Annotated in this window: 11 protein-coding genes and 3 pseudogenes; 8 read left to right on the forward strand and 6 right to left on the reverse strand. The window is 61.4% G+C overall.

The annotated features are described in order from the left end of the window. The first annotated feature begins 747 nt into the window (after positions 1 to 747). The 4 genes and pseudogenes from HGO92_RS19710 to HGO92_RS24575 all read left to right on the forward strand — a co-directional run bounded on the left by HGO92_RS19710 (position 748) and on the right by HGO92_RS24575 (position 4,283). Positions 748 to 1,671, forward strand: coding sequence for a ParA family protein (locus HGO92_RS19710; protein ID WP_205834790.1), 924 nt, complete (start codon positions 748 to 750; stop codon positions 1,669 to 1,671). Then, positions 1,668 to 2,048, forward strand: coding sequence for a ParB family protein (locus HGO92_RS19715; RefSeq protein ID WP_074703598.1), 381 nt, complete (start codon positions 1,668 to 1,670; stop codon positions 2,046 to 2,048). Before HGO92_RS19710 ends, HGO92_RS19715 begins: the two co-directional genes overlap by 4 nt. Before the next feature lie 546 nt (positions 2,049 to 2,594). Further along, positions 2,595 to 3,796 (forward strand): annotated as a pseudogene (locus HGO92_RS19720) (IS110 family RNA-guided transposase). Further along, positions 3,723 to 4,283 (forward strand): helix-turn-helix transcriptional regulator, encoded by a 561-nt coding sequence (locus tag HGO92_RS24575; RefSeq protein WP_264669851.1) that lies wholly within the window; start codon positions 3,723 to 3,725, stop codon positions 4,281 to 4,283. The pseudogene HGO92_RS19720 and the gene HGO92_RS24575 overlap by 74 nt, the downstream one beginning before the upstream one ends. On the opposite strand, the gene HGO92_RS19730 is transcribed toward HGO92_RS24575, so the two are convergent. Then, positions 4,280 to 4,582 (reverse strand): P-II family nitrogen regulator, encoded by a 303-nt coding sequence (locus tag HGO92_RS19730; RefSeq protein WP_019481131.1) that lies wholly within the window; start codon positions 4,580 to 4,582, stop codon positions 4,280 to 4,282. The two genes, HGO92_RS24575 and HGO92_RS19730, sit on opposite strands and share 4 nt — an antisense overlap. A 4-nt stretch (positions 4,583 to 4,586) precedes the next feature. Continuing rightward, positions 4,587 to 5,531 carry a sodium-dependent bicarbonate transport family permease gene (locus HGO92_RS19735; RefSeq protein WP_019481130.1) on the reverse strand — a complete coding sequence of 315 codons (945 nt, stop codon included), beginning with the start codon at positions 5,529 to 5,531 and terminating at the stop codon, positions 4,587 to 4,589. Between the two features lie 259 nt (positions 5,532 to 5,790). On the opposite strand from HGO92_RS19735, the gene HGO92_RS19740 reads away from it, so the two are divergent. After that, a complete protein-coding gene (locus tag HGO92_RS19740) occupies positions 5,791 to 6,666 on the forward strand; it encodes a DUF6671 family protein (RefSeq protein WP_019481129.1) in 876 nt (291 codons plus the stop codon). Between the two features lie 254 nt (positions 6,667 to 6,920). On the opposite strand, the pseudogene HGO92_RS19745 reads toward HGO92_RS19740, so the two are convergent. Further along, positions 6,921 to 7,238: pseudogene (locus tag HGO92_RS19745) on the reverse strand (MFS transporter); the annotation flags it as partial. Positions 7,239 to 7,295: 57 nt separating this feature from the next. Here HGO92_RS19745 and HGO92_RS19750 point away from each other — a divergent pair. Continuing rightward, the gene (locus HGO92_RS19750) at positions 7,296 to 8,450 is read left to right on the forward strand and encodes a calcium/sodium antiporter (protein WP_074703596.1); all 1,155 of its coding nucleotides are present in this window, start codon (positions 7,296 to 7,298) and stop codon (positions 8,448 to 8,450) included. A gap of 241 nt (positions 8,451 to 8,691) precedes the next feature. Continuing rightward, positions 8,692 to 10,062 (forward strand): Na+/H+ antiporter NhaA, encoded by a 1,371-nt coding sequence (gene nhaA / locus HGO92_RS19755; protein ID WP_074703595.1) that lies wholly within the window; start codon positions 8,692 to 8,694, stop codon positions 10,060 to 10,062. Positions 10,063 to 10,279: 217 nt separating this feature from the next. On the opposite strand, the gene HGO92_RS19760 is transcribed toward nhaA, so the two are convergent. The 3 genes from HGO92_RS19760 to HGO92_RS19770 form a co-directional block, all read right to left on the reverse strand. Further along, positions 10,280 to 11,314 (reverse strand): CNNM domain-containing protein, encoded by a 1,035-nt coding sequence (locus HGO92_RS19760; RefSeq protein ID WP_074703594.1) that lies wholly within the window; start codon positions 11,312 to 11,314, stop codon positions 10,280 to 10,282. Continuing rightward, on the reverse strand, positions 11,311 to 12,729 hold the full coding sequence (locus tag HGO92_RS19765) for a hemolysin family protein (RefSeq protein WP_074703593.1): 1,419 nt from the start codon (positions 12,727 to 12,729) through the stop codon (positions 11,311 to 11,313). The genes HGO92_RS19760 and HGO92_RS19765 overlap by 4 nt, the downstream gene beginning before the upstream one ends. A 641-nt stretch (positions 12,730 to 13,370) precedes the next feature. Continuing rightward, entirely contained in the window at positions 13,371 to 14,453 is a 1,083-nt protein-coding gene (locus tag HGO92_RS19770; RefSeq protein WP_169997894.1) for a TerC family protein, read from the reverse strand. A 359-nt stretch (positions 14,454 to 14,812) separates the two neighbouring features. Between HGO92_RS19770 and HGO92_RS19775 the strand changes: the two are divergent. Next, positions 14,813 to 15,099 (forward strand): annotated as a pseudogene (locus HGO92_RS19775) (DUF1540 domain-containing protein). Positions 15,100 to 15,429 lie beyond the last annotated feature (330 nt).

The raw sequence follows: 15,429 nt of genomic DNA on the forward strand, positions 1-15,429 counted from the left end.
CGGCTAGAGTTATCCATTGGTCCCGGAAAGGAAGATCGGGACCGAGAGTGGCTGTAAGCGCCAGCATTCGATACTTGCAAAACTTTCAATACAAGTAATTCCAGTAAGGCAACTAAATACAGTGAAGAAAGTTATGCAACTAGGCCCCTATCCCCCAGCCAAGAATGGCTGCAACCCCTAGTGACCGATGGCTGCTGGAATACGACCGGCCGTGTCGCTGGACGCCGGCACATCGTTAAAGAGACCAGCCTGCGGACCCTCGCTGAGTACTTCGGGGTCCTGGAAACCATTGGTCCCGGAAAGGAAGATCGGGACCGAGAGTGGCTGTAAGCGCCAGCATTCGATACTTGCAAAACTTTCAATACAAGTAATTCCAGTAAGGCTACTAAATACAGTGAAGGAGGTTATGCAACTAGGCCCGTATCCCCCAGCCAAGAATGCAGGGCTGCAACCCCTAGGGGCACTGTCAATGGTGCAAAGCCGTCACACCGGCTATCGCATCTCTCGAAGCGGGGGAGCGATGGGCAGTAGGTGGGGTACTAAACGTGAATCGTCGCACCGGTCCACCTCGATCCCAGATGCGGGAAGAGTCTTCAAGGCTGACGGAAATTACTGCCAATACAAGTGTTTCCAGTAAACCCAGTAATCAATGTAAAAAAAGTAGCGACACTAAAGCCAGCATCCCAAGGTTAGCCAGCAGCCCCCAGTACGCTGGCAGAAACAACGCTTGGATCGAAAGGGAACCCCTTGAACCAGATCGACCGCGCGGCCCTTAGCCGCGTAATAGCAGTCATCAACGGCAAAGGTGGAGTTTTCAAGACGACGCTTACTGCCAATATCGGGGGACTGCTGGCGCAATCCGGCTACCGTGTACTCCTAGTCGACCTCGATCCCCAAGGGAATCTAGCTGAAGACCTCGGTTACACCAGCAAAGAACACAACGACGATGGTAAAGCCCTAGCAGCAGCTATCGCCTTCGATGGACCGGTAACCCCCGTTGAATCTGGACGTGAGAACCTGGACGTGCTACCTGGCGGCCCTTATCTCGATTCTGCTGCCGCAAGTCTCGCCTCACGGACGCAGAAAGACCCTGATGGAGCCCAATTGGCCCTAGCTAGGGTCTTGGCGCCGATCGCTGGTGACTACGACATGGTCATCATCGATTGCCCACCAGGAAACGAACCACTGCAATCTGCAGCAGTGGCAGCGGCCCGCTACGCATTGATTCCAGTAAAGACTGACCTTTCCAGTCTCAAAGGCATGACCGCAGTCGCCAAACGTCTGGATGGAGTGGTCAAGTTGAACCCCATGCTCGACCTGCTCGGAGTTGTCTTGGTCGGAACTGCCAAGAGTGCCAGTAAGGTTCAGCGCGTAGCGCGTGAACACGTCACGCAACTCTTCGGCGTGGACACCGTGCTATTCCCCATGACGGTTCGCCATGCCGAATCCACGGCCCAGGTCACTCGCCAAAAGGGGCTGTTGGCTCACGAAGTCGAGAAGCAAGTCAACAGTGCACCCAAATGGTTCGAAGTACTCAAGGGACAAGCTGATGCAAGCGAGGCAGGGCCCCGCTCAGCAGCCAACGTTGCAGGTGACCTTCATGCAGTCACACAAGAAGTAATCGCGAGAATCGTGGCCATTGAAAGCGAAAAGGAAGAGCAGAACGTATGAGCGATGCAATTGAATCCGATCGTAAGGTCGCCGGCCTCGCGCCGCGTAGGAGCGCATCGAAGACCGATACCGCACCTTCTGAGCCAGCCCCGCTGGGCCGGCTGCTGCGCAAGGTCCGGGATGACGAAGCCCGCGCCGGCCAGGAGCCCGAAGAGCCCATGGTGAATGTAACGATTTCTATCCCCAAATCACTGAGGACTCGCGCCCGCGCCGCATTCAAAGCAACCAGCTATCTTGAGAACGACCACTCCTGGTCGCATATGGTTTCAAAGGCGCTTGAGTCCGAAACCTCGCGTCGAGAAGCGACGCACAACGGGGGGGAAGCATATGACGGCGGCGACCAGCGGTTAGCCCCCGGTCGCAAACTCCAAGACTGAAGTTGGTAATACTTTTCTTACTTGCTTCACCAGCAATACTTGTAAATCAAGGAAAGCAGTAAAGCGCTAGTAGCTCCGGAACGAAGCCCTGCCGGCCCGATCTGGTTATGCGCTAACAATTCGGCCCCTTGCCTGATGGCAAGGGGCCGAATGTGTATAAAAAGACAAGTTCGTCTGAAGGTCAGCCTGGCGTGGCCACCCGCGTCCATCAGCAGGTGGGTGACGGCAGAGAGCCTCTCGTTCGTATCGGGAGTGGTCCTCGCTGCGCTCGGCTGTAGAAGCATTTTTCTTTTTTTGCTGCTGTCCTTATGTTGTTACCGGGCTCAGTTCCGCGGTCATTGTAGGGTCGTGGCTACCCAGGGGAGGCGGGTATGGCTTGGCTGCTGTGGACCGCACGCTTGCACGTGACGGCTCCGTAGGATTGGCCGCCCGCCACCCCGCGATGACCCGACCGCTGATTGAGAGACGCGACATGATCGCCGGATAAGGACACGACGGCGCGGTTATCTGCTGGGCTCTTCTCATCCAACAGACTGGAGGCTGTTCTTGGTGCAATTATGGGCCGGCATCGACGCCGGCAAAGCCCATCACCACTGCGTTGTGATCGATGGCGAGGGAAACAGGCTGCTCTCGCAGAAGGTTCCCAACGACGAAGCGGCGCTCATCCAACTTTTGGGCACGGTCCTGGACTTGTCGGACGGTGGTCCTTTGGTGTGGGCGATGGACTTGAATCATGGCGGACCGGCGCTGCTCATCGCGTTGCTTGTCGGTCATGGTCAGAACCTTCTCTATATTCCTGGGCGGACGGTGCACCACGCCTCGAAGATTTATAGGGGTGACGGCAAGACAGATGCCAAGGATGCCGCTGTGATCGCCGACCAGGCCCGGATGCGGACTGACCTGCAGCCTTTGCGCGCCGGTGACGAGATCAGCGTCGGGTTGCGACTCCTAACGGCCCGGCGGGCTGACAAGTCGGCGGATCGGGTGAGGTCGATTAATCGACTCAAAGCTCAGCTCCTGGAGTATTTCCCCGCGCTGGAGCGGACCTTCGATTACAGCCGATCCAAAGCCGCGCTGATGTTGCTGACCAAGTACCGGACTCCGGATGGGATCCGCCGTGCCGGCCAGGCGCGAACCCAGGCGTGGTTGAAGAAACACGGTGCTCGTTCCTCGGCAGCGGTTGCTGCGGCTGCGGTAGAAGCCGCGAAGTCCCAGCAGACCGTCGTTCCTGCCCAACGCATCGGGGAGGTGATTGTCGCAGCCCTCGCCCGCGAAGTGGCAAGTTTGAACGAGGAACTGGAAGAACTGGATGCGCTGATCAGCGAGAAGGTTACTGAACACCGGCATACCGAGGTGCTGTTGAGCATGCCCGGCTTTGGCCCTGTCCTTGCCGCCGAATTCCTTGGTGCCACCGGCGGAGATATGACGGTTTTTCAGTCTGCGGACCGGTTCGCCGGTGTTGTTGGATTGGCGCCGGCGCCGAGGGACTCCGGAAGGATCAGCGGCAACCACCATCGGCCAAGACGATACGATCGCCGGCTGCTCCGCGTCTTCTTCCTCTCCGGGCTCTCGGCGCTTAAATCCTGCCCGGCCTCACGTGCCTATTACGACCGAAAACGGGTGAAGGGAAATCTCACATCCAGGCCATGCTCTCGCTCGCCCGACGGCGGCTCAATGTCCTCTGGGCCATGCTCCGCGACGGCACTACTTACACCTTGGTATCGCTGGCACCACCACTTACAGCCTGATCTAGCCGTCTACGACCGGCGGCTTGGTAACGAGACGATTCCTGCGCCTGGCGATCATAAGCGTTGTGGGTGCTTGCTGTGGATTGGGACCGGCGGCGCTTTCGTCGTGCCCAGATCCGCTATTGTCCAAGGGGTGGCGACTGAAGATTTTGAAGCAAAGGAAAGCGAAGTGTCAGGCAGCGGCATCGGGTGGACGTTCCTGACTAACCACGCCCACGTACTGTTGACCATTGCCCGTGATCCGCAGATACGGCTACGTGACCTGGCTGCCACGGTGGGGGTCACGGAGCGTGCCGCCCAGAAGATTGCTGCTGACCTTGTCGAGGCCGGCTACATCACCAGGACACGGGCAGGCAGGCGGAACATCTATTCTGTGGTGTTCGGCCGCCCGTTCCGGCACCCTGTTGATGCCGGCCATCAGCTTGACGAACTCCTTGCTGTGCTCGTGCCTGAAAAGGGGCAGCCCGCGGAGGGCACGAAGGCCTAGAACTTGGCCGGCCGCAGGACCTCGACGTCGCTCAGAAACAGGATCATGGCGTAGTCCTCGTAGTAGTGCTCGCGAAGGTGTGCAGCAAGGCCTTCCGCTATCACGGCGTCGCAGACCACCTCGATACGGATATTGCTGTTCGCTTCCCAGCCTGCTCCGCGGACGCCCCGGCTGCCTTTCCCGCGCGCGTCGGTGATGGTGTATCCGTGGGCGTGGTGTTGCTCGATGTCGCGGACGAGGGTTGATTCGAGGACGGCCTCGGTGACGATGGTCAGGAGCTTGCGTCGGTGGCTTTCCATGGCTTTATCCCCTCGCGAAGGTATGGATCCAGATGGACAGGGCGTGGTAGAGCGGGATCCCCACCACCACGTTGAACGGGAAGGTGATCCCTAGGGATGCCGCCAGCGACAACGTGGGGTTGGCTTCCGGTACGGAAATGCGCATGGCCGCCGGCGCCGCGATGTAGGAGGCACTTGCCGCCAGTGTTGCCAGAATAGCTGTTCCGCCCACCGACAGTCCTAATGCCCAGCCCAGCCCTGCACCTATGACGGCTGAGAACAGCGGCATGATGATGGCAAAAGCCGCTAGGAACACGCCGTATTTGCGCAGGCCTCCGAGCTGCGTTGCTGTCAGCAGCCCCATTTCCAGCAGGAATAAGGCAAGGATCCCTTTGAACATGTCCACAAACAGGGGTTCGATGGAGGACAGGCCGTCGGGTCCGGCGATCCAGCCGATGAACAGGCCACCCAGGAGCAGGACAATGCCTTTTCCGAGGAAGACCTCGTGAGCGACCGTTTTCCACCTGGTCTCCTTGGAGACTCCCCGCGCCAAAACTATGCCCACGATGATGGCTGGTACTTCCAGCATCACCAGAAGCAGCGGCATGTGCTCTTCGAAGACGACCTGTCGAGTGCCCAGGTAGGCGATGGCTACGGCGAAGGTACCTACACTGACGGAGCCATAGTGGGCGGCAATGGAGGCTGCGTCGGCACGTTTGAAGCGTCCGAGGTAGCGCAGCACCGGGAAGGCCAGAAGGGAAAGGAAGAATCCCATCGCCACTACGGCCAGGATCTGGGGTAGCAGTTCGCCAAAGGGCTGCTTGGCGAGTTCCACACCGCCCTTAAGGCCAATGGCCAGCAGCAGCACGATGGTGACGAACTCATAGATTGCCGCCGGAAGGCGCAGCTCCGACCGGAGCAGCCCGGCCAGCGCCCCAAGAATGAAGAAAAGGATGATGGGGTCTACCACATTAGGACTCTCTGATTATTTCCCGACGGAGTGAACAAGAGCAGTAATGAACCCTGCCGGGTCCCCTGGACTCACTGGCCGCAGATGCAAGCTCGTGCTGCCAGCATTTCACAAATCGCCGCATACATACGCATTGCTATTCATGAAACGTAATTCGTCTATTAGGATGTCTTCGAAGGTTTGGGGGACTGTCCCGGCCTCGGCACCTGGGATGAGGTGCCGGCCACTTCAGCCTCTGCTGCTCCATGAAAGGTGAGTTGTGACCAAGGCCGAATCTGATGATCCAATCCCGCATGCAATCTATGCCGGTGAACGCGTCGCTCTGCTGACCCAACATGGGAAGGAGCGGGTGCTAGGACCCGCGCTGGAGCATGCACTTGGGTGCCGGGTTGAACATGTCACGGGTTACGACACGGACTTGCTCGGTACTTTCACACGTGACATTTCCCGCGCAGGAACACAATCGGAAACTGCCCGTAAGAAGGCATCGGTGGGCATGGAATTATCGGGCCTGTTGCTGGGTATCGCCAGCGAGGGTTCCTTTGGGCCGGATCCCTACATCGGCATGTTCCCGTGGAACATCGAACTAATCGTTTGGATGGACAACGAGCGCAATCTCGAGGTGGTGGGAATAGGCGAAGGGAAAACAAACTTCAATCACCTGCTCACCGGCGAGTGGGCGGCAGCCCAGGCGTTCGCCCGTGAAGTGCAGTTTCCTGGACACCATCTGGTCGTTCGCCCTGACGGCAAGGACGGAACGTACATCTGCAAGGGAATCGCGAGCTGGCAGGACCTGGAGCGCGCCTTTTCGAGAGCGTTGACTCGATCTTCAAACGGCTTGGTCTTAATCGAGACCGACATGCGTGCCAGCGCAAACCCAACACGCATGGAAGTAATCGGCCTCGCGGCCGAAGACCTTGCCCATAAGCTTCGCTCCTTGTGCCCAGCCTGCGGCACTCCAGGGTTCTGGCGAGTCGGCCGGGTACCGGGGCTCCAGTGCAGTGCATGCGGTACGCCGACCAGCGAGACGCGTGCTGAGACGTTTGGATGCCTCAAATGCCCTTACCACGACACCCGCGACATAGCCGATACAACGTCCGCACCCCCAAGTATTTGTGACTACTGCAACCCCTGACGTTTGCCCCTCCTTCTGCGCCGCCGCCCTACGTGTCAGGTCGGAAACCCTACAGGAGATCGCTTGATCCAGAGGGGGGATCCCCACCCGTGATTCCAAAGCCCCATTGGTGGATCACCTCATTGTGACCGGGGCCCTAACCGACCCGCAGGAATCCGTTGACAACATCATTGAGATTCCTGACGGATCATACGTGTCCGCTCCGTACCGTCAACCGGACTCCGTCCGGCTGCGGACCCGGGATTTTCGTCCGGCATGGCGAGTCCGCGTTTTTCGGGGCCGATCAGGTCGATTTTCATGACGACCGTGGTTGACCAGGTGAGGCCCTGGTTGATGCCGAGCAGGACGTTTGCCGCGACTACCCATCCCCAGTCCGGGGCCAGGATGAGCATCGCGGGGACCGGTACGGCGAAGAGCCAGCCGGTCAGGAGGACGGGTTTGCGTCCGAGGCGGTCGACGAGGATCCCGGCGGCGTAGTTGCTGGTTGCCTTGGTGATTCCGAACGCGGCGATATAGGTGAAGATGACCGTGTAACCGGTCAGGCCGAAGTCCTCGGCGGCCAGCAGGGGCAGGACGGTCTGCTGCTGGCCGGTCGCAGGACTTGGGCTGTGCTCCGTACACTCTTACCCATGGATGCACTTGACGTGGGACGGATCGTGGCTGGGCTGGTGTTGCTGGTGCTGGGTGGGGAATTCCTGGTGCGGGGGGCTTCAGCGCTGGCCCGTCGCGTGGGGATTTCCTCGCTGGTGGTCGGGCTCACCGTGGTCTCGGCAGCCACATCAGCACCGGAGCTCGCCGTGACCATCGGCGCTGTCCTGCGCGACGAACCCGGGCTCGCTGTGGGCAACGTTGTCGGCAGCAACATCGTCAACGTCCTGCTCATCCTCGGACTTTCCGCACTGGTTGTTCCGCTTGCTGTGAAGCAGCGGTTGGTGCGCTTTGACCTGCCCCTGATGGTCGCCCTGTCAGTCGGGGTGCTCCTCGTGTCCCTGGACGGGAGGATCAGTGCCGTGGATGGGTTGGTTCTCTTCTGCGTCGTGGTGGTGCACACTGTGATGACCGTCGTTATCGGCCGCCGCGACGCGAAGATCCCCACGACGCCGGACCCGGCCGGGGGTTCGCCTACCGCCGATTCAGCTACCGCCGATTCGGCCGGAGAGAAAGAGGCGGCGCCTGCGGACTCTTTCGCCAAATCGCTCCTGCTCGTGCTGCTGGGGATCGCCTTACTGGTGGCCGGTGCCACACTGCTCGTGGAAGGCGCGGTGAGCATTGCCGCCACACTGGGCGTGAGCAGTCTCGTGGTCGGTCTGACTGTAGTGGCAGTCGGGACGTCGCTGCCCGAACTGGCGACATCCATCATTGCGGTGCGCCGCGGTGAACGAGACCTGGCCGTGGGTAACGTGGTCGGCAGCAACATATTCAACATTGGGGTGGTGCTCGGACTGCCCGCCCTGATCTCTCTTGAGGGCATTCCCGTATCCGCTGCTGCGGTGGCCTTCGATATACCGGTGATGCTGGCAGCCGCGGTGGCACTGCTGCCCGTCGCGTTCACCGGCTTCGCGATCGCGCGTTGGGAGGGCATCCTGTTCGTGGGGCTGTACCTGGCCTACACCGGATATGTCGTTCTGACCGCTACCGCACACGATGCCCTGGAAGGGTTCACCGCAGCCATGGCCTGGTTCGTACTACCATTGATCGCAGCCACCCTCATCTCCTTCACAGCCTACGAAATCGGGCTCCACAAGGGCCGCCGGAACCCGGACCAGACCCGAACCTCGCCCTAGTCCGGGGTCTTCGGTTCGGGCCGGAATCGACGAGGCGGACACATTACCGGCACAGCGGCAGCGACCGTGTGGGGGCGCTCGCTCCCGGGCCCGCTCCGGTTGCTGGCCATTGCCAGCCGGAGGTGAACCGGACAAGGGGTGGCTGTCGAGGCGGTCCGTGCGTAGACTGTCGATCTGGTGAGCTAAGGAAATCTAGTCGGCATGAGCACATTCGACGAACCCGGAGACCAAGGAGCCGCCCATGTCCAGCCACGACGACCCCACCACTGGCCCGGAGGATCACAGCCACGATAGCCTCCACCGTGGCAGCTACCGCGAGGTGCTCCGTGTCGGGGAGATCCTGCGTAAAGAGACCGTCGGGGGCATACTGCTGGTCGTTGCAGCACTGGCCGCCATCGTGTGGGCGAACTCTCCTGCCGCGGATAGTTACTTCGCCTTGCGTGACTACGAGATCGGTTACGAGCCCTGGAACCTGCGGCTCAGCCTCAGCAAATGGGCGGCCGACGGGTTGCTGGCCATCTTCTTCTTCCTCGTGGGTCTGGAGCTGAAGCGGGAGTTCGTGGCCGGTGACCTGCGCCAGTTCAGCAAGGCCGTGGTCCCGGTCGCCGCAGCCGTCGGTGGGGTTGCTGTTCCGGCGCTCGTCTACGTTGCATTCAACGCTGTGAACCCGGAGACGGTCAGCGGGTGGGCTATTCCCACAGCCACCGATATCGCTTTCGCCGTGGCGGTGCTGGCCATCATCGGCTCCCACCTACCTCCCGCGTTGCGGTTGTTCCTGCTGACTCTTGCGGTGGTGGATGACCTGTTGGCTATAACAATCATCGCCGTCTTCTATACCGATGACGTAGCGCTCACGCCCTTGCTGCTCGCATTGGTCCCGCTGGCAGTCTTCGCCTTCTTCACGCATCGCTTCTCCCGGTTCTTCAGCCGGCACGCCTGGGCATTCTGGATCATCCTGCTGCCCCTGGGACTGGTGGTCTGGGTGCTGGTTCACGAGGCCGGCGTCCATGCCACCGTTGCCGGCGTTTTGCTCGGTTTCGCAGTCCCGGTGATGCGCAGCAAGGCCAGCGGCGGACCTGAGGCCGGCCCGGGTTTGGCTGAGGAATTCGAACACCGCTTCCGCCCCATCTCTGCCGGGTTCGCAGTGCCAGTGTTCGCCTTCTTTTCTGCCGGTGTGGCAGTGGGTGGCTGGGAAGGACTCACCACAGCCCTGACCGCCCCCGTCGCTGTGGGTATCATCGCCGGGCTCATCATGGGCAAACCGATCGGGATCGTCGGTGCCACCTGGCTCACCACCAAGATCACCCGCCGGCGCCTGGACCCGTCCTTCCAATGGATCGACCTGGTGGGCGTGTCCTTGCTGGCAGGGATTGGCTTCACCGTCTCCCTGCTCATCGCCGAGCTGAGTTTCGCTGCAGGCAGTGTCGACACCGACTACGCCAAGGTCGCGGTCCTCACCGGCTCTGTGGCAGCGGCTCTGCTGGCCGGAGCGTTGCTGCAGGCCCGCAACCGCCACTACCGGGCTATCGAGAATCTCGAGTCCATCGACACCGACCACGACGGCGTCCCCGACATCTACCAGAACGATGAAGCCAGGGACGGGCGCCCGTAGGAGCGGCACTCAACACCTGATCCTCGACCGGAACGATCCCTGCACTCTCGGTTCCGGACCGCCCCCAGGGTTTTCGCGATTCCCGGATTCGATAGGTCTCAGGCCGTAGAGTGCCGCGATTAAGTGTGGCTGATCGCTGGCCTCAGGGGGCTCAAGCCCGCCCTTCTCGCAGTTTTCGACCGTTCCCGGAGTTGTTGCTCCTCCGGCGCTCCGCCCGTCATTGACCGGTGTGCTTCTCCTGGGTGAGTTCTCGGGGAAGGACCCGGCACAGGACGTCGGAGAGGGTAACCACCCCGACGAAACGCCCGTGGTGCATGACGGCGGCGAGTTGCTCCCCGGCTGCCCGGATCTGGGCAAGGGCCTCGTAGACCGGTGTTCCGGCGTCGAGCGTGAACGCGGGGCGGGTCAGCTCACTAACCGGCCTTTCCAGCGATTCGAGCAGTGTGTCGCGGACGTGAACGACTCCGGGGATGCCCCCGTCCAGGTCCTCCACGAGGATGCGTAGGTGGCCCGAGCGGGCGGCGGCTTCCTGCACATGGGAGGCCGTGGCTGTGGCCGGCACCATGGTCGGCGCGCCGCCCGGTGCGATCAGCGCTTGGATAGTGAGCTTCTCGAGCTCAAGGACACCGGAGAGCTGGGTGCGGAAGGAGGCGTCGAGGGCACCGACGGACGCGGAGTGCTCAACGAGGTGTCGGATCGTGTCGACGTCCTGGCCGCCGACGACCGCACGGTCCAACGGAGTTACTCCGCTGGCTGCGACCAGCCGGTTGGCGATCTCGTTGACCCAGCTCAGCAACGGTCGCACCAACCAGATGAAGCCGCGCGCGGGCACACCGATGAGCTTGGCCGAGGTTTCCGGGTGCGCGATCGCCCAGGACTTGGGCGCCATCTCGCCCACGACTAGATGCAGGAATGTCACGAACAGCAGCGAGAGGGCGAAAGCGGCGCCGCCGGCAAACTGCTCCGGAGTCCCCCAGGACGCGAGCACGGGGCCCAGCCATGCGTCGATGGCCGGTTTGGTAACCGCGCCGAGGGCGAAAGTGGCTGCGGTGATACCCAGTTGCGCACCGGCGAGCATGATCGTCAGCTCGTTGATGCCGCGCAGCGCCGCACGGGCGGACCGGTTCGTCGCAGCTTCGGCCTCGAGCCGGTGGCGGCGGGCACCGAGCAGTGAGAACTCGATAATGACAAAGAACGCGCTCAGTACGATGAGCAGCACGGTCACGGCGGTCACGATCAGCGGATCACTCATCGATCCTCCTCGGTCTCGGCCTCGGTGCCGATCGCGGTCTCATCCGTGCAGCCTGCGCCGTCAGCGGCGGTCCGGACAAGCCGCACGAGCAGTTCGCTGGGGACGTGCCGGGAAAGTTCCAGCACTTCAACCTCGAGCACACGGTGGACAGGTCGATCCAACACCAGATCACGAGGGTCGTCGGGCAGCTCGACCCGCAGCACCTCGCCGGTGACCGGCAGTTCACCGCGGTGGGCAATGAGCAGACCCGAGATGGTCTCGTAGTCACCGGCCGGCAACTCGTAGCCGACGGCGCGTTCGACTTCGTCGACGTGGATATCACCGCTCATCCGCCAGGTGTTCTCCTGCTCGGGCGTGATGACAGCGGGCGGGTCGTCGTCATGCTCGTCAGTGAGTTCCCCGACCAGTTCCTCGGACAGGTCCTCGACCGTCAGGACACCCGCGAAGCCACCGTATTCGTCGATGATGCAGGCAAGCTCGTTGCGCGACCGCGTGAGCTTGGCCAGCGCGTCAGGCAGCGACATGAGCGTTGGCAGTACGAGCGGGGGCACCATGATGGAAGACACCGGGGCCTCCTCGGGCGCGCGGCTGCGGAGTAGGTCCGTGAGCTGGACGACTCCGAGCGGCTCCTCCGTCTCGGAGATCACCGGGTAGCGGGTGTGCTCCTGCGCCATGAGAGCGCGCAGCTGGCCCATGGTCGTGTCCGGTGTAACGGTGCCGACCTGTGAGCGCGGGATCATGGCGTGTTCGACGGTCCGGTCGGGGAAGTCGAGGATGCGGTCAATGAGCACCGACAGCTCCTCGGGCAGGTCACCGCTCTCCCGGGAGTCAGCGACAATGCGTTCAAGATCTTCGGCTGTCACGCTCGTGTCAACGTCGTGCACCGGTTCGACACGCACGGCACGCAAGAGAGCGTTAGCCGCGTGGTCGAACACCGTGATCAGCCACCCGAACAGCGCGAGATAAATCGTCGTCGACCGGGCAAGAGCGCGGGCGAGAGGTTCGGCGTTGGCGATCGCCAGGTTCTTCGGGTACAGCTCACCGAAAATCATCTGCACAACAGCGGCCACGACGAGCGCGCTCACCGTGCCCACCGATATGCTCAGCGCCGCCGGCACCCCGGCACCACCCAGCAGTACACCCAGGGACTCGCCCACCAGCGGCTCGGCGACATAGCCGATGAGCAGTCCGGTGACAGTGATGCCCAACTGTGCGCCGGAGAGCATGAACGAGGTGCGGCGCGTGACTTTCAGCGCGCGTTGCGCAGCCTTGTCGCCGGCCGCGGCGCGCGCTCCGAGGCTGGCGCGGTCCACCGACATGTAGGCGAACTCCTGCGCCACGAAATAACCGTTGGCCGCGATGATTGCAAGAATCACGATAATCCCGAGAAGGAGCGTCAATACCGCTTCGATCATCGGGTATTTTCCCCTACCCCAGGGAGGCCTGACCGGCGCCTGCGGCCGTTCTCAGATATCGCGGAAGTGGAACAACTATCGCCGGGGTCGTCGGACGACCCGTCTCTGGCGGCTGATCGACCCATGCTACTGCTCTACACTCTCCAAAAATTGACGGGTACGCTCCATGCTAAACCATTCCTACCGAGGTGATCCCGGCAGGAACGAGAGCGCGGTCCCGGCGAGACAGCTGCGGGAGCGGCCGCAACCGAATCCTGATGCGCCATGCACCAACCCGTGGGTCGTTCCTCGACGGCGCAACGACCACCGGTGTGCAGACGCTGTTCTATGTTACGAAGGGAAGCCCGACAAGGTGCCCCGTACGGCGTGCGTGGAAGGGCTACTGCCCCTGAGCCGAAATAGGACGGCTATCTTCACTGCACAACGCGTGGGAAGGACTGGAGAATGCCGATAACGGCCCAATACGTCATCCTGCCAAGGGGAACGGCAGGATGACAGCGACGTACGTGCCGCACATACTCACAGGCATACGTTAGGCCCCCGGTCACGAGCTCTATTCAGGCGTTGTCTCGTGACCGGGGGACGCGGGTAGCGATCCTAACCCACGGTGGGCCACCCCTTTCACAGCTGCCGACGGGGTGCTATTTGGACATGTCTGCCGTGGACATTGTCTTCTCGCCGATTTCGGATTCCTCGTCCCGGCCCTCTGGGTCCGCGGTGATCACCGGTTCGCCCTGGACCAGTGAGCGGTCGTCCTTGTTCTCGTCGCCGCGGGTTTTGAGCAGACTCGCGGCGGTCGCTACGACGATGGTGGCGGCGATAAAGAGCAACGAGAACCAGATGGGGATCTCGGGCACCCAGAGCAGCGGTTCCCCGCCGTTGATGAAGGGGAGCTCGTTGACGTGCAGGGCGTGGAAGACGAGTTTGACGCCGATGAAGCCGAGGATGACGGCCAATCCCTGGGCGAGGTAGACCAGACGCTCGAGCAGTCCTCCGATGAGGAAGAACAACTGGCGCAGACCCATCAGCGCGAACGCGTTGGCGGTGAAAACGATGTAGGCCTCGTTGGTCAGGCCATAAATTGCCGGGATCGAATCGACGGCGAAGATGAGGTCCACGAAACCGATCGCGATGATTGTGAGCAGCATCGGCGTGACGAAGCGCTTCCCGCCCTTCACCACGGTGAGCTTGTCCTGGTGATACTCGTTGGTGACGGGCAGGACCCGGCGCACGAGTGTCATGAACTTGCCCTCGGCCGGGTTGGACTCGTGGCTGCCGAAGGCCTGCTTGTAGGCGAGGATGAGAAGCAGGGCGCCGAAGAGGTAGAAAACCCAGGAGAAGTTCTCGATCAGGGCCGCCCCGATCGCGATAAACCCGCCGCGCAAGACCAGGGCGATGATGATGCCGATCATCAGCACCTTCTGCTGGTACTTCTTAGGAACCGCGAATCCGGCCATCACGATGAGGAAGACGAACAGATTATCGATCGACAGCGCCTTCTCGGTGAGGTACCCGGCGAAGTACTCCCCGCCGAACGTCCATCCCGACACCGTGCCGATTCCCACACCGAACAGCAGTGCCAGCCCGATATAGAACGCCGACCAGCGCGCCGATTCCGCGATGGAGGGCTCGTGGGGTTTACGCACGTGGGCGAAGAACTCGTAGACGAAGAACAGGATCGTCACAGCAATGGTGATGAGCCAGATCATAGGTGTGACCTGCATAAGGGTGGCTCCCAAGGGGGTAGGCGTTGAACGGATACGCCAAGGTCTCCTCCGCCCGGACGACACCGGAACCGACGACCCGAGATGCTTCAGTGCATCCGTAATGACGGGCCGATCACAGACGGGAGTACTCCCCTTGATGAGTAAATTCTAACCTATGCAAAACCGTCATCCTAACCGACACGATCATGCCAGGGAGCATGCCGCATCGTATGACCGTGCGATGTTATTACTACCGTCGAACCCCACGGACGGCGGAGATTAGATCAGATATTTGGGTCTTTTTGATGAGGTTGGACTGGCCTACCGTAGGTATTGGAGCCACCCGGCCCGGGCGACCGAAGCACGGAGGATCCCTGATGACAACGCATGTAGCAGAGTGCAGCGTAACCAACTGTTCGTTCAACGACCACTCTGCCTGCAATGCCGCCGCAATTACCGTCGGTGGCACACAAGACCATGCCTCCTGCTCCACCTTTATCGGCACCGGCACACACGGTGGCCTGCCCAAGGTCCTGGCCGGTGTCGGGGCATGCCAGCGAGCCGAATGCGCGTCCACAACGGTCATTTGATGTGCACGGCGGCCGAAGTCCACGTCGGACCTGGTCCGGACAACGCCGACTGCCTCACTTACGCGCAAAATTAGGCCAGAAGCTGCACGGCGAAAGAAAACTTCAGTTGGAGGATCCTGCTGCTCGCTGGCTGCCAAACATTCGGTGATACCGAAGGGACTCCGCCGTCTGACAGTGGGCTGCTGGAGTGGCGCCCCGCCCCCCCCTTGACGCATGTCTGGTGCACTGGGTCGGCTAACCACCCCTGTTCCAAGTACTGTCCGCGTGACAGCTTCACTCGGCACAGGAATAACATGATGCGTTCTGGCGTGCGCCTGTTGGCTGCGGATAAGTGCCTGTGACTATTAACTTCGAATGGCGGCTTTTCATGACTTAGTTCAGCGGTCCCAGTCGTGATCGAATTT

The sequence above is a fragment of the Crystallibacter degradans genome (assembly GCF_012952295.1).
Lineage (GTDB): Bacteria > Actinomycetota > Actinomycetes > Actinomycetales > Micrococcaceae > Crystallibacter > Crystallibacter degradans.